This is a genomic window from Syntrophomonas sp. UBA5494, from assembly GCF_002426325.1.
The window spans coordinates 21,605-41,338 of record NZ_DIPG01000100.1; the positions used below are offsets into that span (position 1 = coordinate 21,605).

17 protein-coding genes are annotated in these 19,734 nt (G+C 42.6%); 15 read left to right on the forward strand and 2 right to left on the reverse strand.

Annotated features, from left to right (window positions below):
* Positions 1-1,994, reverse strand: a 1,994-nt coding sequence (locus tag B3W37_RS11110; RefSeq protein ID WP_483175796.1) for an O-antigen ligase family protein, incomplete at its 3' end; no start/stop codon positions are given.
* 874 nt (positions 1,995-2,868) lie between these two features.
* On the opposite strand from B3W37_RS11110, the gene B3W37_RS11115 reads away from it, so the two are divergent.
* From B3W37_RS11115 to B3W37_RS11185, 15 genes are all read left to right on the forward strand, one after another.
* Positions 2,869-3,981: a glycosyltransferase gene (locus tag B3W37_RS11115; protein ID WP_483175798.1), complete on the forward strand. Its 1,113-nt coding sequence runs from the start codon at positions 2,869-2,871 to the stop codon at positions 3,979-3,981.
* Positions 3,982-4,171: 190 nt separating this feature from the next.
* The gene (locus B3W37_RS11120) at positions 4,172-4,984 is read left to right on the forward strand and encodes a glycosyltransferase family 2 protein (RefSeq protein ID WP_483175799.1); all 813 of its coding nucleotides are present in this window, start codon (positions 4,172-4,174) and stop codon (positions 4,982-4,984) included.
* A 93-nt stretch (positions 4,985-5,077) separates the two neighbouring features.
* The gene (locus tag B3W37_RS11125; protein ID WP_483175801.1) at positions 5,078-6,196 is read left to right on the forward strand and encodes a DUF4422 domain-containing protein; all 1,119 of its coding nucleotides are present in this window, start codon (positions 5,078-5,080) and stop codon (positions 6,194-6,196) included.
* Between the two features lie 62 nt (positions 6,197-6,258).
* Positions 6,259-7,005, forward strand: a complete 747-nt coding sequence (gene kdsB, locus B3W37_RS11130; protein WP_483175802.1) for a 3-deoxy-manno-octulosonate cytidylyltransferase — start codon at positions 6,259-6,261, stop codon at positions 7,003-7,005.
* Entirely contained in the window at positions 7,002-8,597 is a 1,596-nt protein-coding gene (locus B3W37_RS11135) for an aldolase catalytic domain-containing protein (RefSeq protein ID WP_483175803.1), read from the forward strand. The genes kdsB and B3W37_RS11135 overlap by 4 nt, the downstream gene beginning before the upstream one ends.
* A gap of 38 nt (positions 8,598-8,635) precedes the next feature.
* Complete coding sequence (locus B3W37_RS11140; protein WP_483175804.1) at positions 8,636-9,661, forward strand: PfkB family carbohydrate kinase; 1,026 nt, start codon at positions 8,636-8,638, stop codon at positions 9,659-9,661.
* 97 nt (positions 9,662-9,758) lie between these two features.
* Complete coding sequence (locus tag B3W37_RS11145; RefSeq protein WP_483175806.1) at positions 9,759-10,877, forward strand: glycosyltransferase family 8 protein; 1,119 nt, start codon at positions 9,759-9,761, stop codon at positions 10,875-10,877.
* 25 nt (positions 10,878-10,902) lie between these two features.
* Positions 10,903-12,663 carry a DUF4422 domain-containing protein gene (locus B3W37_RS11150; RefSeq protein WP_483175816.1) on the forward strand — a complete coding sequence of 587 codons (1,761 nt, stop codon included), beginning with the start codon at positions 10,903-10,905 and terminating at the stop codon, positions 12,661-12,663.
* Complete coding sequence (rfbF, locus tag B3W37_RS11155) at positions 12,660-13,439, forward strand: glucose-1-phosphate cytidylyltransferase (protein ID WP_483175807.1); 780 nt, start codon at positions 12,660-12,662, stop codon at positions 13,437-13,439. Before B3W37_RS11150 ends, rfbF begins: the two co-directional genes overlap by 4 nt.
* Entirely contained in the window at positions 13,439-14,497 is a 1,059-nt protein-coding gene (gene rfbG, locus B3W37_RS11160; RefSeq protein WP_483175818.1) for a CDP-glucose 4,6-dehydratase, read from the forward strand. Before rfbF ends, rfbG begins: the two co-directional genes overlap by 1 nt.
* Entirely contained in the window at positions 14,494-15,417 is a 924-nt protein-coding gene (locus tag B3W37_RS11165) for an NAD-dependent epimerase/dehydratase family protein (protein WP_483175808.1), read from the forward strand. Before rfbG ends, B3W37_RS11165 begins: the two co-directional genes overlap by 4 nt.
* On the forward strand, positions 15,417-15,992 hold the full coding sequence (rfbC, locus tag B3W37_RS11170) for a dTDP-4-dehydrorhamnose 3,5-epimerase (RefSeq protein ID WP_483175819.1): 576 nt from the start codon (positions 15,417-15,419) through the stop codon (positions 15,990-15,992). Before B3W37_RS11165 ends, rfbC begins: the two co-directional genes overlap by 1 nt.
* Position 15,993: 1 nt before the next feature.
* A complete protein-coding gene (gene glf, locus B3W37_RS11175; RefSeq protein ID WP_483175809.1) occupies positions 15,994-17,151 on the forward strand; it encodes a UDP-galactopyranose mutase in 1,158 nt (385 codons plus the stop codon).
* A 110-nt stretch (positions 17,152-17,261) separates the two neighbouring features.
* The gene (locus B3W37_RS11180) at positions 17,262-18,110 is read left to right on the forward strand and encodes an ABC transporter permease (protein WP_483175811.1); all 849 of its coding nucleotides are present in this window, start codon (positions 17,262-17,264) and stop codon (positions 18,108-18,110) included.
* Positions 18,111-18,125: 15 nt separating this feature from the next.
* Positions 18,126-18,872, forward strand: coding sequence for an ABC transporter ATP-binding protein (locus B3W37_RS11185; RefSeq protein ID WP_483175812.1), 747 nt, complete (start codon positions 18,126-18,128; stop codon positions 18,870-18,872).
* A 256-nt stretch (positions 18,873-19,128) separates the two neighbouring features.
* On the opposite strand, the gene B3W37_RS11190 is transcribed toward B3W37_RS11185, so the two are convergent.
* Positions 19,129-19,734 (reverse strand): N-acetylmuramoyl-L-alanine amidase family protein (locus B3W37_RS11190; protein WP_483175813.1); only part of this gene is annotated, 606 nt, incomplete at its 5' end.

The window sequence follows — 19,734 nt, forward strand, 5'->3', positions numbered from 1 at the left end:
TTGCCTATATCCAGCGGGTTGGCAGCAGTAGTGCGATCCAGTCTGGCCATGATAAGCGAAAAATCGTTCATCAAGGCTGCCGCGTCTACCAGCTGACTTTGAATAACCATATTGCCGGGGGAAAGCTTATCAGCCCTGACCATGGCCGCTAAGGCGTTCTTGTACAATAGGGTCAGATCCTGATCCTCTTGGCCCTGGAGCAGGTTATATTGCTCGGCATAAACCGTTGCCAGTTCGGAGTGATACAATCCATCCCAGGGATATACATCAATGGCCTTTTGGTACTGCCGCGCCGAGCGGTCAAAGGCCCGCTGTTTATCAACGACATCTGATAGCTCATAGGCCTGTACAGCCAAATCACGGCCTGATTCAGCCTTTTGAAAAGCGGCCAGGGCGCTGGCTCCCATAATAAAGATGAATATTCCCAGCAAGACGGACAGAGCTGCGGCTGGCCAGCCCGAAAAACTATATCCTGCTGCCTTTCCGGTCATTATATAGGCAGCATTTATCATGGCCATCAGAGATAACCAGATAATACTCAAAGCAGGCAGAGAAAAGTCGAAGTCGATACTGGCGTGTAAACCCATGGTGATGGCCGTGGCCGCACATCCCCATACCAGCATCCACCTATCCCCGGCAAAGAATTTTTCTGAGTCTGAGCGGATTTGCTCTCTCCAGTTCCGGTATATTGCGGCTAAGGACCAGAACATAGCCAGCCAGATGCCTACAAAGGCCAAAAAGCCTACTGTACCAGCCTCTACCCAAACTTGCACGAAATGATTATGTACGGTTTTGGTCCAGAACAGGTAATCCTGATAGCGATGGTAGAGGCCGTCCCATCCCCCTGCTCCAGCCCCGAAAATGGGATAGTCCTTGACTATGTTCATGCCCCAGCGCATAAAATCCATCCGGGTGACATAGCTGGCATTACCGGACTGCCCTATTTCCCCTAATTCCTTGATCACCGCATGCGATATTCCCAGGCCGCTATTCAGGAATACCAGGCCCAGTGCCACCACTACCAGGGAGCATCCCGCACCTATAATCAATTTGCCTTTAGGGTGGTTCTTAATGAAATAGACTCCCGCCTCCCACAACAGGTATACTGCGGCAGCTGCTGCCATCCCGGCTATAATGAAAATCAACCCGCTTTGCGGACGGGGACCCAAGGCCGCCGGCAGGAAACGGTTGCCGACCGCGAAGGCAACCAGACCCAGTCCGCCCAGGAAATAAACGGTTTTTAACCTTCGCCAGCCCGGCATACCCATGACCAGGATCAATCCTCCCAAAGCCAGAGTCAGCCAGGCGCCTTTGGAAATAGTTGCGAAAACAATAACCTGCAGAAAGTAAACCAAGAGGCTGCAGCCCAATTGCCCGGGCCACTTGCCATCCCTGGTCAAAAGGGACAATGCCAGTATGCTCATGGCTGCCAGGAATGCGGCGGTGGCGTTGTGATATTGCAGGCTGGAATTAATATAACCCTCATCGAAAGCGTCGGGATAAACCGCAAAGCCGCTGGCTGCCAGGATACCTATAATTCCCACCCCAACCGCGGCTAAAAGCATGACCTGGGCCAATCTTTCCAGACGGAGGTGATCAGTGATGACCTGCCCTACCAGCCAGTAGATCATAAAATAGTTAAAGGCCTGCAAAGAGCCATACAAGGCATCTCCGAAATGCACCGCCGTTATCAGGGACAGGGCATAGGCTACGGCGAAGGCCAGAGCTGCCCAGTCCAGAGGGCTGCGGATCAATCTCAAATCCCCGCGCCTCCACTTCATTACCCAAAAACCAATAAACACCACCGCGGTAATAATATGAGCGGTAAACATAGCCCGGGGAAAGAACAGCCCTCTAAAAAAGAGCGGATATGCCACCAACAAGGCTACTACGGCAAACAGCAGCCAATCACGCCACAGATCCCGCACAGGGGCTGTTGCGGATGCAGTTTCCCGCTTTATCCCGGTTTTTAATGCTTTCTCCTTCTTACCCAATATATCTCTCTCCTCAATATATCCCGCTTCTGTCGGCAATTTAAGAAGCTGATCATAACCTGTTTATTCCATAAAAATTGAATATCTCCTTTTATTAGACGATAAAATCCCTGTCTGCCAGCTAAACCGACAAAAAGAAGCGCGGGACGACAGACTGTGGAAACCAATATTCAGAAAAAGAAACTTGAATGATTCTGGAATTGTTGGGAGCGGTCAAGCGGCGCAACGAGCCATCCCGGAAAACCGCTTAGACAGCAATGTATTGCGCTTGTTAAAGCTGACAGGCCGTAGCGCGGCCATCTATGTAACGGTAAGAGAACGCTTGCTTTCATAAGGACTTTAGCTATTTTATTGCGCAGTTTTATAGGACTATTGTGCAAAATGTGTGACTAAATTATTAATTTATGTTACCATATTTAAGGAGATAAAGTCGGATATCTAATTAACGTGAAAACGTCAAAAATTTGTAATATCCTTATGGGTCCTGTCAAAAAGAAAAAGGGCATTATTGTCCAGGTACCCAAATATTCTATTTTTAGACATTTTACAAGAAGCGCTCCGGCTGATTGCCGAGGCGGCTTGGAGTACCTGCCCAATGACCGCATCGCGGCTTATCATACGCGAAATAATTTCGCCAATCCGGGCAATATTCTAATCAAGCGAACTTGTGACATAGTTGTCGGCTTGATTATTTATTTGATACCGGTTCTCGCTGTCATAGCGATTGCCATTACAATAAACTCTCCCGGGGCGGTGGATTTTTGTCATCGCAGAGTTAGGTCGCCTATCCATGGTGCGCCCCTGAAAATACTTTGAGAATTGGACTGCAATCGGCGAATTGTTTCATTCCAATGTGTCTGAGAGTTTGTAAAAAATGGTTAGAAAAATACCCAAAAAAATTCTTTATTGTGCATCCACCGCTTCCCATATCCTAAATTTCCATCTGCCTTATTTGCGGTTTTTTCATGAAATAGGATGGCAGATTGATGTTGCAGTGGGAAACAAAGCAGATATACCTTATGCGGATAACATGATTTTGCTTCCTTTGCGAAAGAGCTTGCTGGTATCGAATAATTTGCGTGCTGTTTATTTCCTTAGACGGCTATTGGCGGAAAAGCAATACGATATTATCAGTGCTCATACCACCCTGGCCGGGGCAGTTGTTCGGCTTGCCGTGCAATTATCAGGTAGGTGTCATGCGAAAATGGTATATACTTCTCATGGCTATTTCTTCAGTGACGAACATATGCTGTCAAATTTGCCTTATCTATGGGTGGAGAAGCTGCTTGCGCCTGTCACAGATGTATTGATGGTCATGAACAAAATGGATTACGAACTAGCCAACCGGTACAGGCTGAGCAAGAATATTATATTGATCCCGGGTATGGGTCTGGATACTGCAAAATTCGCCAAGATAGATCCAAGTGATAAAAAAAAGCTGAAAGTATCCGCCGATTATTATCCGGATGATTTTCTCATCCTTTATGCGGCCGAAATGAGCAAGCGGAAAAACCAGGGTGAATTGATCCGGGCCTTTGCGGCTGCTGCAGCCCGGGAATCGACGATAAAACTATTGCTGGCCGGCGCCGGCCAGTTGGAAAATGAATATAGGGAGCTAGCCAGGGAATCCGGCTGCGGGGAACGTATCTTTTTTCTAGGACATGTCACCGATATGGATTCTTTATATAGAATGTGTGATCTTGCGGTTTCAACCAGCCGCAGCGAAGGGCTGCCGTTTAATGTAATGGAGGCTATGGCCAGTGGACTTCCGGTAGTTGCATCCCGAATAAAAGGGCATATGGATCTGCTGGGCAGTTTGAATGAGGATTGCCTATATAACTTGGGCGATGAACAAGCTCTGGCCAATAAGATTCTATCCTTCAAACGGGACGAGTCATTACGAGATCGAGTAAGGCAAGTGAATCTAATAAATGTTGAGAAATATAGCCTTGAAGAAACGATGTCGGTGATAAAAAAAGTTTATTAGGAAAGTGATTTGAAAGGCTATCTAAAAAATACTTGTTTTGGAAATCTATGCCCAAGTTGCGAAATTGTTTTGCCCATAGATACAATACCTTTACCTCGACGGCTTCTTACGGGATGGATCGATGGAATGTTTATGTTTGGGAATGGCTTCAATTGGTAGCGCCAGCCGTAGTTATGAAATGGAGGACTAAATGTCTGATCCAAGCTTGTCTGTTATTATGGGCGCATACAATATCGAGCATTTAAACGTATTTGAGCTAGCGATGGACTCCGTAATGAAACAGACTATGGAGGATTTCGAGTTCATTATCTGCGATGACGGTTCTGCTGATAATACATATGAAATACTTGCCGATCTCACAAGCAAGGACAGCCGGGTAAAACTGATTAGAAGCTCGGAAAACGAAGGACTGGCATCAGCACTTAACCACTGTATTGCGGCATCGACAGCAGAGTTTATAGCTCGGCAGGATGCAGATGACATATCTTCACCGGATCGTTTTGAAAAACAGCTTGCTTTTTTGAAGGGGCGTCCGGAGATTTCTTTTGTGGGATCAAACGTAACGCTGTACGATGAAACCGGCGACTGGGGAAAAAGGATATTCCCGGAATTACCGGGGCCAAAGGACTTCTTATTTACCCTTCCCTTTGTACACGGAGCGTTAATGTTTCGGAAAAAGGCTTTGCTCGATGCGGACTGCTACCGTGTTGCAAAGGAAACGCGGCGCACGGAAGACTATGATCTTTTGATGCGGATGTATGCCCGGGGCGCGCGCGGAGCAAATATTCAGGAACTCCTGTACCGTTTCCTGGAAGACCAGAATGCCATGAACCGGCGAAAATACCGATACCGGATAGACGAGGCAAAGGTCCGGCTTAATGGATTTCGGGCCTTGGGCCTTTTGCCTGAGGGAATTCCTTATGTACTGAAGCCGCTGATTGTAGGATTGATTCCGGCCGGGGGGCTGAAAAAACTGAAGCTGACCGCAAAACGAAAGTTTTAGAAGAGGTATCATTTATGATTATAGATAAACTCTTAAATCTAAAAAAACTGCTTGCTTCGATCAGATAGTAGCGTATTTGAACAACCTATCCGCTTGATATTATGGACGCAAGTAAATCTGCTGGATGGCGGGCAACGCCGTATTCAAAGAATCTATTCGCTTGATATGGCAGAGGGGAAGCAGGTAATAGCCGTGAGTGACATAAAGATATTTGTGTCTCATCGAATTGATTTAGACAGTGAAACGATAGATAATCCATTGTATATACCCGTACGCTGCGGCGCAGTGTATGACAATAAGAATGATTCAAATATTCAAGGCGACAATACCGGTGATAATATCTCATCCCGGCGCATGAGCTTTTGCGAGTTCACTGTCCAGTACTGGGCGTGGAAGAATATTGACGCAGAATATTACGGGCTGTGTCATTATCGCAGATTTCTTTCTTTTGCAGACAAGCGTTTTAAAACCAACCAATACAACAACATGATCCATGTTCCGATGCTAAACAAAAACTCATTTAGAAAATTTGGCCTCCTGCAACCGGAGGAAATGGAAAAGCTTATCCGAAATTTTGATGTGATTGTCTCCGAATATGCTGATATACGGAGAATGCCCACGCCAATTGGCACTAAGCAGACCGTTTTTGAACATTGGCGTGCTTACGATGGTGAATTTCTTGAAAAATCGACTTTGTACCGATTATTAGAGCTTATTCAGACTCGGCATCCGGAATACTTCTCCTCCGCCAAAGAGTATTTAGAGGCCCATTGGCACAGAGGATACAATTGTTACGTGATGCGCAAAGACTTGTTTTTTAAGATGTGTGAATTTCAATTTGACATTATGTTTGAAATTGAAAAAGCTCTGGATACCACTGGATATTCGGAAACCATGAAGCGTACGCCGGCGTTCATAGGAGAGATATTATACGGTATCTTCATCTATCATATAACAAAGCAAGAAAAATATCGTATAAAGGAATTGCAGTTGGTCTTTTTTGGCAGAACTGATCGCATAGACAGCAAACTTAAGCTGGCTCTCATATATTTATGGTACTGGACGGATTTAACAGTACGCTTTTTGGTTGATCCTATTATACCGAAAGGTACCAAGAGACGGGAGTTTGCAAAGAAGGTTTTTTATAGTGTTTTACCTATAGAGCCCCGTGGCGTTGCGAATCCGAAAAATGTTATAAAAGATCTTAATTAAGTAAAATGTCTGAATTATTGTGGAAGAGTGACGATGACAGACCATTACAGGAGAGGCATGATATGAAAATAATTGGGGTAATTCCAGCACGTTATATGTCGAGTAGATTTGAAGGCAAGCCATTAGCAGACATATGTGGAAAACCTATGATTTGGTGGGTATATCAGCAAGCGGTCAAGGTAAAAGAACTTAACGAGACCTATGTGGCTACTGATGACAGCCGTATAGAGGCAGTATGCAGGGAATATGGTATTAACGTAATAATGACCTCCGAAAATCACAAAACTGGAACCGATCGAGTTGGAGAAGTTGCAGAAAAAATTAATGCAGATCTATATGTGAATATTCAAGGCGATGAACCAATAATTGAGCCGGAAACAATATCAAAAGCAATTGTTCCTTTTTTTGAGGATTATGGGCTGCAGGTATCTAATCTGATGACAAAGATCCATGACCCGGTGGATGTTGTGAACTTCACCGTACCAAAGGTTATAACCAATAAAGACGGTATTGGTTTATACCTTACCCGGAGCCCGGCACCTTATCCCAAAGGCGACATAAACTACAGCTATTACAAACAGGTATGTGTATATGGTTTCAAACCTGAGGCATTACGGTTTTTTTGCACTGCGCCAAGGGGAAAGATTGAGAGCATTGAGGATATTGAAATACTCAGATTCATTGAAAATGGTTATAGAGTGCAATTTATAGAGGTTGACTCGGAGACAGTAGCAGTAGACACACCTAATGATTTGGAGAAGGTAAGAAAGATTCTGGGCCAAAAACTCGACGCGGAGGAAAAATCGTGAAATCAATTTCCATACTTGACTGCACACTTCGTGATGGAGGTTATGTCAACGAATGGATGTTTGGTAAAGGAAATATCAAAACAATCATTACAAAGTTGATCGAAGCAAAGATTGAGATAATTGAATGCGGTTTTATTTCGCAAAAGAATAAATTCAGCAGTGATTCCAGTCAATTTAATTCAGTGGAAGATCTTATTGGATATTTGCCTGAAAACAGGGGTAAAAGCACTTTAGTAGCAATGATTAATTATGGAGAGTATGACCCCTTTGATTTGCCACTTTGTGACGGAAGATCCTTAGACGGAATTCGGGTTGCATTTCATAAAAAGGACAAAGATGAAGCGTTAAAGGTTTGTCAAAAAGTGAAGGCCCGGGGATACAAACTTTTTTTGCAGCCCATGGTTTCACTCAACTACACCGATAAGCAATTTCTGGATTTGATATCAAAGGCCAATGACATTAACCCATATGCTTTTTATATTGTTGATTCTTTTGGAGCCATGAAGAGATCTGATTTGCTGCATCTGTTTTACTTAATTGATTATAATCTGAATCCAGATATTTGCGTTGGACTTCACTCGCATAACAATCTTCAGCTTTCGTATTCACATGCTCAGACGCTAACCAGCCATTTAACAAAAAGGGATTTAATTATTGACTCAAGCATTTTTGGAATGGGAAGAGGTGCCGGAAACCTCAATACTGAATTGTTTGCCGAATATCTAAATCAAGTTAATGGAGCTTGTTATAAAGTGCCCCCCCTGCTCCAGGTTATGGATAGCGTTATTGATCCTATTTACAGATATAAATATTGGGGATATTCCTTGGCGTACTATCTTTCAGCCGTTCACAACTGCCACCCCAATTATGCTACATATCTGGATAACAAAAACACATTGACAGTAGAAAATATCAACGAAATTTTCGGCAGAATGGATAATGATAATAAAGTGATATATGACAAGGACTATGCTGAGAAAGCATACATGAATTACCAAGATGACCGTGTAGCCGATCTTCAGTCGCGAGCGCAATTGAAGGAAAAATTAAAAGGCAAAAATGTGCTTATTCTGGCACCAGGAAAGAGTCTTTACGATGAAAGAAATAAAGTGGCTGCTGCAGCAACAGAGCCAAATACCGTGGTGATTTCAGTAAACTTCCTTCCTGAAGGGTTCGAATTTGAATGCGATTTTGTGTTTGTTAGTAATATAAGAAGGCACGAAGCTATGCAAGGAAAGGGCATCAGTAATTTAATCGTAACTTCGAATATACGTCATAGAGAAAATGCTTCATATGTGATAAACTACTCAGATCTTCTAAACAGCGAGGAGTCTGTTGAAGACAACGCGGCGATGATGCTTGTGTCGCTTCTGATTACACTGGAGGCGGCTTCCGTGCAACTTGCAGGTTTGGATGGTTATACTGCTGACCTCCGCGGCAATTTTGTTCAGGACAACATGGAATTTTTAAAGAAAGCATCGGTAATGGAGGACATGAACAGAGGAATGACGGTTATATTGAAGGAATTCAGCAATCAGATCCCCATTACTTTTGTAACCAGGCCTAGATATGTTCATCCATTTTCAAAATGATATTTAAAGAAAGACTATTGTAAGTGAGAGATAGAAATATGAGAATCCTTAGCTTTGGAGAAATCATGCTGCGGCTCAAATCGCCGAATCAAGAAAGGCTTTTACAGACGCCTGCTTTTGAAGCATCCTTTTGCGGGGCAGAGGCCAATGTGGCAGTCAGTCTTTCCAATTACGGAGAAGACGTTTTTTTTATGACCATTTTGCCTGAAAATATTTTGGGTGACGAGTGCATCAGAGAGCTTCGGCGCTTCGGAGTGCATACGGAAAAGATTATCCGGGGCTCCGGACGTATGGGCATATTATACTTGGAAAGCGGTTCCAACCAAAGACCTAGCAAGGTCATTTATGACAGAGAGTATTCGGCAATTTCAATGGCGGCTCCGGGAGACATTGATTGGAACGTTGTTTTGGACAGTGTTGATTGGTTTCATGTTACAGGGATTACTCCGGCAATATCAGCTTCTGCTGCAGAATTAACTCTTGAAGGTGTAGAAATAGCAAATAGAAAGGGCACTTGCGTTTCTTGTGATTTGAATCATAGAAGCGCACTATGGAAATATGGCAAGAGTGCGCCCGAGGTTATGAGTATCCTGGTAAGCTGTGCCGATGTTGTGATGGCCAACGAAGAAGATATTCAGAATTCGCTTGGAATAAGCATTGATGTATCAGTTAAAAGCAGCAATTTAGATCGTGACAAATACCGTCAATTATCCGAAGCTTTATTAAATACCTACCCAAAACTTAAGCTTGTGGCAATAACCCTGAGAGAAAGCCACAGTGCGGATCGCAACGGATGGGCGGCATGTTTACACGACAGGGAATCCTTCTATGTTAGCAAAAGATATTTCATAAACGATATAGTTGACCGGGTCGGCAGCGGAGATGCTTTTGCCGGGGGGCTGATTTACGGACTGAGCGCTTATAGCGATAAGCAGATGGTTCTTGAATTCGCGGTAGCCGCAAGCTGTCTCAAGCATTCCATACCAGGTGATTTCAACAGGGTCAGTAAGGAAGAGGTTTTGGATCTAATGCAAGGTGAGGTCTCAGGAAGAATCCGTAGATAAGACTCTTCTATTATTAATATAAGTAACCTGATTATCAAATCAAGGGATAAGTCTATGTTTAAATACAATATTTTATAATCCTGAAAGAAGGTACAGAATGGATAAGATATTTCCTGCATTTGAAGAAAACAATATTGCTATTGTTATGACTAGCAGTGATTTTTATTCCCCGTATATTGGAGTACTTCTTTCTTCAATCATTGAAAACTCCTCCAAGAATAATAATTATGATATATTGGTTCTTCAGTCAGATATATCTGAAATTAATAAGATAATGTTAAGGTCAATAATTTCAAATAAAATAAATTTTTCTCTGAGATTTATCGATGTTTCTTTTATCATGGACAAGTATTCATTTGACATCTCAAATCCACGTCTTACCAAATATACTTTTTATAGATTAACAATTTATGAGATTCTTACAGAATATGGTAAAGTAGTGTATTTTGACAGCGATATTGTCGTTAATGCAGATGTTGCAGAATTGTATAATTATAACATTTCCGATTTCTTCCTAGGAGCATGCAAAGATGTTCGCATGGCTGTTTGGTATACATTAAAGCCACATGTTCGCGAATATAATGAGAAGGTTTTACAGTTAAAAGAACCGTATAATTATTTTAATGCGGGAGTAGTACTATATAACTTAGAAGTAATGCGACAATCGTTCACAACAGAATACCTATTAAAAATGTCTGCAAGCCGAAGCTGGCATACTGTTGATCAGGATGTTTTAAATTTGGAATGTGCTGGCAGAGTGGTATTCCTACCATATGAATGGAATATTACCACATTGACATCGGATGAATATGAAAAGGAACTACCTGATGAGATTTGTCAAGCCTATTATGCAGCGAGAGAAAACCCAAAGGCTATACATTATGTTGGTGGATCACTCCCTTGCAATAAACCTGAGGCAGATATGTATCATTACTTTTGGAAATATGCCCGCAATACTCCATTTTACGAATTAATTCTAAGTCGTATGATTGATGGAATTGCTATACAACAAACTGAATCTATTTTATATTCAATAGATAAAATGATTAATGAATCTACTAAATGTACTGCAAATAACAAAAATACGAAGGCTATATGGTTGGAAAATATGTTATTTAAACAGCAAATAAAAGATAAATTTATGCCAATGGTAAACGTATTTCTTCCAAAAGGAACAAAACGTAGAGAAATAGTAAAGCATATTTTTATTCGATAAAATAGAAGGTGATTGTAGGTTGGAAATGGGAAAAATAGCGATTTTTGTATCTCATCGTATTGACCAAAAAAGTGAGCTTGTAAAAAATCCATTATATCATCATATACGTTGTGGAGCGGTTTTTGATAAATCTAATTCCAAACTCCGTGGGGATGATACAGGAGACAATATATCTGAAAAAAGAAACTCATTTTGCGAGTTGACAGTTCAATATTGGGCTTGGAAAAATTACAAAGCAGATTATTATGGGCTTTGTCATTATAGACGATATCTTTCATTTTCTGAAGAGGAGTATCCGCTTAATGATAGAGGCAATGTCCTCGAGCCTGAATTGAACCGTGCATCTAAGCAGAAATTTTTACTTCTGAACAAAAAAAAGATGAAAAAGATCATAATGAACCATGATGTACTGGTGACACGAACATTTAGAGCCGATGAATTAAAAGATCCACCACCTCCACATGAAACGGTTTTTGATCTATGGATGGCGCATACTCGTCTTGTGGAACATTCAACAGTTAGCCTTACGATACAATTAATCCAAGATCGATTTCCTGAATATTTTGAGGCGGCACAAGAATATTTGGCATCTCGAGATTTCCGCGGATACAATTGCTATATTATGCGGCGTGACCTGTTTTTCCAGATGTGCGAATTTCAATTCCATATTCTTTTTGAGTTAGAAAAACATTTGGATATGACAAACTATACCGAAAAGATGAAGAGAACACCGGGATTTATGGGAGAACTTCTTTTTGGTGTCTTTATACATTATTTAGAAATGCAAAATTATAAAATCAAAGAATTGGAGCTTGTGCTATTTTTAGATACAAGACCTGTTGAAAGGAAAGTGTCTATGAAGATAAAAGAGAGAATTAAGAACATAGTAAAAAAAATTGCCCGTGTAATTAGCCCGGCATACCGTATTGCTCTGAAAAATGAGCAGTTATTGCAAAGACTTATAAAAGAAAGCGACTCTAAACGAAACTGGGTTATGACTACACATACAGCTGATTATAATTTGATCGTTGCTTGCCTTGCCAATGAAATTCACGAAACCCATAAAGAATCATTTTCTGAATTTAGAAATTATAATACCGGACGTAATGTTGTGATTGTTGCAACTGGTCCCACGATGAGCTATTATCAGCCCATTAGCGCGGTCCACATAGGAGTAAATAAGGCCTTTAAAAATGAAAAGGTTAATCTGGATTATTATTTTACAACAGATTATGAAAGCAGAAATGATTGGTTTGAAGAACTAAAACATTATAACTTTGTGAAATTTTTTGGTCAATACCCTGCCGGAAGATATAGGGACACATTTCAAGTGTCAGAAAAATTAATTTTAGAAAACAATGCAAGACGTTTCTTCCAGGGCGCACCCAGAGACGAGATACATATAAACATTGAGTATTATCCGCTTATGGGCTTCTATTCTATTGCATTTCAAGCAATACATTTTGCACTTTACACAAACGCAAAAAGAATATTTCTCGTCGGCTGTGACTGTACTTCTGATGGTTATTTTGATGGTTCCAAGCAGAGATTAGAAGAAGTCGTAACCGAAATAGCAGTTCCAGGATGGTTGCGAGGTTATCAAAAGTTCAAAGCGTTTACTGAGCGCTTCTATCCTGAAACGGAGATTATCTCCGTCAATCCAGTCGGCCTGAAGGGCCTGTTTTATGATGTCTATACCGAAAACTATTTGGCTGAGCATCCTGAGATTGACAGGACCCAGTGTGAGATTCTAGATGTAACACAGTATGAGGAGGCATCACTATGAAAGTTGTACTTCTTGCCGGAGGATTTGGAACCAGGATTTCAGAAGAAAGCCACCTCAAACCAAAGCCTATGATTGAGATTGGCGACCAACCAATTCTTTGGCATATCATGAAATTGTATTCTTATTATGGTTTTAATGAGTTCATCATCTGTGCGGGTTATAAACAGCATGTGATCAAAGAATATTTCGCCGATTACTATCTGCACCGGTCTGATATCACCTTTAACTTTGCCAATAAAAATGGCATCAAAATTCATAATAATGTAGCCGAACCATGGCAAGTTACCGTAGTTGATACCGGCCTTAACACAATGACCGGCGGCCGCATTAAGAGGGTACAAGAATACATAGGCAATGAGACTTTTATGATGACATATGGTGATGGGGTATGTGATATAAACTTTAATGAATTATTAAAGTTTCACCGCGCTCATGGTAAATTGGCAACGTTAACTGCGATCCAGCCTGTAGGACGCTTTGGAACTCTTGAGATTCAGCCAGATCATACAATCAGCCATTTTGCGGAAAAGAAAAAGGAAGATGGCGGTTGGATCAATGGCGGATTTATGGTTTTGGAGCCACAGGTGCTTGATTTAATTGAAGGGGATGCTACAATCTTTGAAAAGCAACCTCTTGAGCGGTTGTCTCTAACGGGTCAGCTTGTTGCTTATAGCCATGACGGATTCTGGCAATGTATGGATACTATGAGAGACAAGATGCTTTTGGATGAATTACTTGAAGAGGGCAAGGCGCCTTGGAAAGTTTGGGCTGATTGATGTTGGATTTAGCCTTTTATCAAAGCAAAAGAGTATTCGTTACTGGTCACACGGGTTTCAAAGGTACATGGCTGTGCCGGATGCTGGTTAACCTTGGCGCGAGAGTGACTGGGTACAGTCTGCCAGCGCCAACGCAGCCCAATTTGTTTTCCATGGCGGGATTGGAAGATAAAATAGCCTCAGTTATCGGGGATATCCGGAATTATGATACATTGAAGGGGGCATTTGTTGAGGCAGAGCCGGAAATTGTCTTGCATCTTGCTGCACAGCCCATTGTACGGGACAGCTACAAAATGCCTGCTTATACATATGAGACTAATGTAATGGGTACAGTCAATATCCTGGAATGTATCCGTACTACGAATTCGGTGAAAAGTTTTCTGAATGTCACTACTGACAAAGTCTATCAAAACCACGAATGGGAGTGGGGATATCGTGAGAATGATCCGCTGGATGGCTTCGATCCCTATTCCAATTCTAAAAGCTGTTCTGAACTGGTCACGCATAGTTATAAAAACAGCTTTTTTGCCAATAGCAGGATTGCAATTTCAACAGCCAGGGCGGGAAACGTTATAGGCGGCGGAGATTTTGCCAATGATAGGATCATTCCTGACTGCGTCCGTGCGGTACAGAAAAAAGATAGGATTATCGTCAGAAACCCGCATTCTACCAGGCCTTATCAGCATGTTCTCGAGCCTTTGTATGTTTACCTCTTGATTGCTGCCAAGCAGTTCGAGGAAATGAAATTTCAGGGTTGGTACAATATTGGGCCGGACGAGTGCGACTGTGTCACTACTGGGGCATTGGTCGATTTGTTTTGCCAAAAATGGGGTGGGGAGGCAAAATGGGAAAACCGCTGGACGGGCGGTCCGCACGAGGCGAACTTTTTAAAACTCGACTGCTCAAAGATAAAGTCAGTATTTGGGTGGCGGCCTTACTGGCACATTGATGAAGCCATTGAAAAGATCTGCGATTGGACGAAGGTTTGGTTGTCTGGAGGCAGTATACCCGATCTTATGGACAAACAGATTTCAGAATATTTGGAGGGAATATCGTGAAAAAGGCTCTGGTGACGGGGGCATCCGGTTTTATTGGAAGAGCGCTTACAAAAGAATTGCTTTCGCACGGGGTGGAGGTTATAGCACTCGTGCCCAAAGGCGATAAAAGCAAGTTGCCTGCATCTGAACTTATCAAAGCTGTGCCGATGGAACTCTCGGTTGTTAGAGCATCGCTCCCGCTAATACCTGAAGATAATTATGATATATTCTACCACTTTGCATGGGCTGGATCTGCTGGAGCTGCAAGGGCAGACACCGTGTTACAGCTAAACAATGTTCAGTGGACCATCGACTGCCTTAGATTGGCAAAAGAGATAGGCTGTAAGAGATTTGTATGTGCGGGCAGTATCATGGAGCATGAAACGATGGCGGCGGCCTATACTCAGGGAAATAAGCCGGGTCTTGGTTATATCTATGGTGGAGCCAAGCTGACTGCCCATGTGATGTGCATGTCAGTTGCGGCGGATATCGGCATTGAACTCGTGTGGCCAGAAATTACAAATGCCTATGGCCCCGGTGAATTAAGCCCCAGAATGGTCAATTCGACCATCAGGAAGTGCATATCTGGTGAAACGCCTCAGTTTACTGCCGGCACGCAGAATTATGACTTTGTATATATAGAAGATGTGGCCAGAGCCTTCTATCTGATAGGAGAAAAAGGCAAGCCTTTTCACGAATATCTCATAGGCAGTTCCACAGCTCGGCCGCTAAAGGAGTTTTTACTGGAAATGAAGGCATCGATTGCGCCTGAGCTTGACTTTGTTTTTGGAGAGATACCTTTTACCGGAATAAATTTGCCGCTTTCCAAATTTGATTGCTCAAAGACCGAGGCAGATACGGGCTTTCGGGCAGAGGTCAGTTTTGCTGAAGGTACGCGTCGCACCATGGAATGGCTGAAAGAGATAGAGGTAAATGGATAATGATACAGAAATTTGAATTTTATGAAAGTGAGATAGCCGGACTTATATCGGTCACGCCTTTTAATGCTGATGATATTCGTGGTTGCTTTACAAAAGACTACTCAAAGGAGATTTTTGAACAAAACGGTATAATCCATGACTTGCAGGAGGTTTTCTATACTACCTCACATAAGGGGGTTATACGTGCGCTACATTTTCAGCGGGTCATGCAGCAGCCTAAACTTGTGCGTTGCATTGGGGGCCATATTTACGATGTTGTAGTGGATTTGCGCAAGGACAGCCACACATTCAAAAGGTGGGTTGGGTTCCACCTGACGGGCGAAAACCGTCAACAGCTCCTTATACCTGCAGGCTGCGCGCATGGCTATCTCGTGCTTGAACCTTCTATAGTGTCTTATAAGTGTTCAGAGAAGTTTTATGGGGAGTATGATGATGGTATCATCTGGAACGATCCCGATATCAACATCGAATGGCCACTTGATTTGGTGGGTGGAATTAATAATGTGATATTGGCGGATAAAGATAAGAATCTGCAAACTTTTGTGCAGTTTATGGAGAAATACGGAGGCTTTTAAGTTGGATTGTCTGGTCATAGGCTGTGGGCTGTCTGGCAGCGTTGTTGCACGTTATCTTGCTGATTTGGGAATAAAAGTTACCATATGGGAGCGGCGTAATCACATAGGCGGCAATATGTTTGACTATGTTGATGAGTATGGGATTTTAGTGCATAAATATGGTCCGCATACTTTTCATACGAATAATAAAGCCTTAATTGAATACATACGTCGATTTGGAGAATGGGAAGAATACAAGCTGACATGTATGGCAGAGATTGACGGGAAAACCACACCCACACCGTTTAACTTTCAGACGATTGATGATTATTATCCAATTGAGGAAGCGAATGAACTGAAACGCAGGATACGGGAAGCGTTTGGGAATCGGGAAACCACAACAGTCGTTGAGTTGCTGGAGCATTCAGATGAAATGATTCGAGGCTATGCAAAATTTCTGTTTGATAAGGATTACAGCTTATATACCGCAAAACAGTGGGGTGTTCCTCTTTCGGAAATTGACCCCAGTGTGTTGAAACGGGTTCCGCTACGTTTTTCCTATGATGTAGGCTATTTTGATGACAAATATCAAGTAATGCCTAAAGTTTCATATACTGATTTTTTCAAGAAGCTCCTGGATCACTCCAATATTTCACTTGTGCTCAATGTTGAAGCATTGGAAAGACTGTCTATTTCTGATGATGGGCAAAACCTTCTTATTGATGGGAACATAGCCGATTTTCCAGTTGTATATACGGGTGCCTTGGATGAACTGTTTGGATGTACTGAAGGAAAGCTGCCTTATCGATCCCTTCGTTTTGAATGGGTACATGAAGACATCGATAATTTTCAGGATGCTCCGGTTGTCGCATACCCACAGGCGGAGAATTTTACCCGAATTACCGAATACAAGAAGTTGCCGGTACAAAAGGTGAATGGAACCACTTATGCAGTTGAGTATTCCCAGCCTTACGAATTGGGAATAAAGGCAGAGCCCTATTATCCGGTTTTGACAGAAAAGAGCCAGCGGTTATATAAAAAGTATCGGCGGAGGGCTGATTTAATAAGTAATCTCTACCATTGTGGCAGACTGGCGGATTTTAAATACTACAACATGGATCAGGCGCTGGAACGGGCATTGGCAGTTTGTACGAATATTGAGCGCTCATTAACCAGGTGAATGAATAATAAGCTATATCTTTGAAATTCAAGGATACTGGTGCGTTTGATATATCTATTAAACCTGGGCCGCCGGCATTTTAGTCTCCTGTTGTTCGGGCAATAGATTCAGTGCTGACAGTGATAGTTGATCTTATCAGATTTGACCAACAGGTTTGGAACAGTGTTCAGTCATATATGGAGTACAAAATGCTGCAAAAACTAAAAGGCTATCAATTCCTTTTTGAAGAACTGGTTAAAAGGGATTTTAAAAAGAAATACAAAAGAACAGCGCTGGGTATGGTATGGAGCGTGTTATCTCCATTGCTTATGCTTCTGGTAATGGCGCTTGTTTTTACACAGTTTTTCGGCCGGACAACTGAGCATTACATTATATATTTATTTGCCGGGCAGATCGTATTTAGCTATTTTACGGATGCGACCAACGAAGGAATGCATTCTCTGGTGGGAAACGCCGGCATATTTACCAAAGTGAATGTACCTAAATATTTGTTTTTGCTTTCCAAGAATGTCTCGGCGCTGATCAATTTCGGGCTGATACTGCTAGTGTTTTTTGGATTTATCATAGCGGAGCCGGGCCTGCATTTCACCTGGAAGTACATCTGCCTGATTTTCCCTATTATCTGTCTGATTGTTTTTAATCTGGGCGTAGGACTTATTTTATCGGCTTTATTTGTATTTTTCAAGGATATTGAATATCTGTACCGCGTGTTCACCCAGCTTTTGATGTATTTATCGGCGATCTTTTATAATATTGAGGCTTTTCCGCTTAAAATACAGTATTTGTTTTATTTAAATCCCATCTATGTATGTATCCGGTATTTCAGAAAGATTGTTATAGAAAACGACATTCCTGAGCCGGCCTTTCACCTGCTGCTGGCTTTTTACGCTTTGACTGTATTCGCTATAGGCTGCTGGATGTATAAAAAATACAATCATAAGTTTCTGTATTATGTATGACGGAGGATATGAGAAATGATGCTTAAACTCGAAAACGTATCCATCCGCTACATGACAGGGGATTTTAAGGATATCGGGCTAAAAGAATACGTTATGCGCCGGTTAAAGAACGACTATCAGGTTAAGAATTTCCTGGCGGTGGACGGGGTGTCCTTTGAAATTGAAAAAGGAGATATGCTGGGTATTATAGGAACAAACGGGGCGGGAAAATCAACGTTATTAAAGGCAGTTTCCGGTATCATGGAGCCCACCCAGGGCCGGGTTATAAGAGACGGGAATATAGCGGCGCTTTTGGAACTCGCGTCCGGATTTGACGGAGATCTGACCGTAAAGGAAAATACCTATCTTCGCGGCGCCATGCTGGGCTACACGCGCAATTTTATGAACGCCATGTATCCGCAAATTATCGCTTTTGCCGAGCTGGAGGAATTTCAGGACAGACCTTTTAAACAGCTTTCCTCCGGGATGAAATCCCGCCTGGCTTTTTCTATCGCATCTCTGGTAAAGCCGGAGATTCTTATTCTTGATGAAGTCCTCTCCGTGGGGGACGGCGCCTTTCGCAAAAAGAGCGAGGCAAAAATGCGGGAGATTATCTCCAGTGGTTCAACAACGATTCTGGTATCTCATTCTTTGGAGCAGGTGCGGAACATGTGCAACAAGGTGCTCTGGTTGCATAAGGGGAAGCAGATCGCATTCGGTGATACCAAACCCATTTGCGACCGATATGAGGCATTTCTTGAGAACGGAGTGATCAGAGAATGAAAGATTGCTTGGCTTTCGAAAGCCTGGTTGGCTGATTTTGTGAAAAGAAAGCTAAGATTGGAAAACAAGTTCATTTAGAGAGTGTATTGCAGGGAAAGGCATTGGGTGGATATGTTGTGCAGGCGGTCAGCAAGGCCGGAATTCGACATTCCATGAGCATATTTCGCAATACAAACGTGATTGGTTAAAATATCAATCCAAAAACTTAAGGCTGCCCTTAAGTCCATTTGGACTTATAGGACAGCCTCATCCCTTTTTAACGGTCGTTCATATATTCGGTGATGGCGTCGGCGATGGCTGTGGCGGCCTTGTTCCTGAAAGAGCTGTCCATCAAACAGGCCTCTTCGCTGGGGTTGTTGATAAATGCGGTTTCCACCAGGGCTGAAGGCATGTTCGTATTCATGATCACCGTGAATCTATCCTGCTTGACCCCTCTATCAGCAAGCCGCAATTGTGCTATCAGGTTTTTCTGCAACAGACTGGCCAGTTTGGCGCGCTGGTCTTTCTGCATGAACAATTCCGGATCCTCCAGGGAGGCGTAATAGTAAGTTTCAGTACCTGACGCTGACGGATTATCGGCGGAGTTGCAGTGTACGGATACGAACACCGCAGCATTCAATTCATTGGCGATATTGGCCCGTTCGGACAGGGTCAAATAAATATCGCTGTCCCGGGTATAGGCCACATCGAATTTGCGCGCCGCTAAAATCTGGCCGGCTTTTAAGGCAATATCCAGATTGACGTCTTTCTCATGCAGTACAGATCCGTTGGCCCCGGTATCACGCCCGCCATGGCCGGGATCCAATACCACCAGCTTGTTGTTTTTATTGTCACTGCGTTTGGTGCTTGTCAAAACAATGTT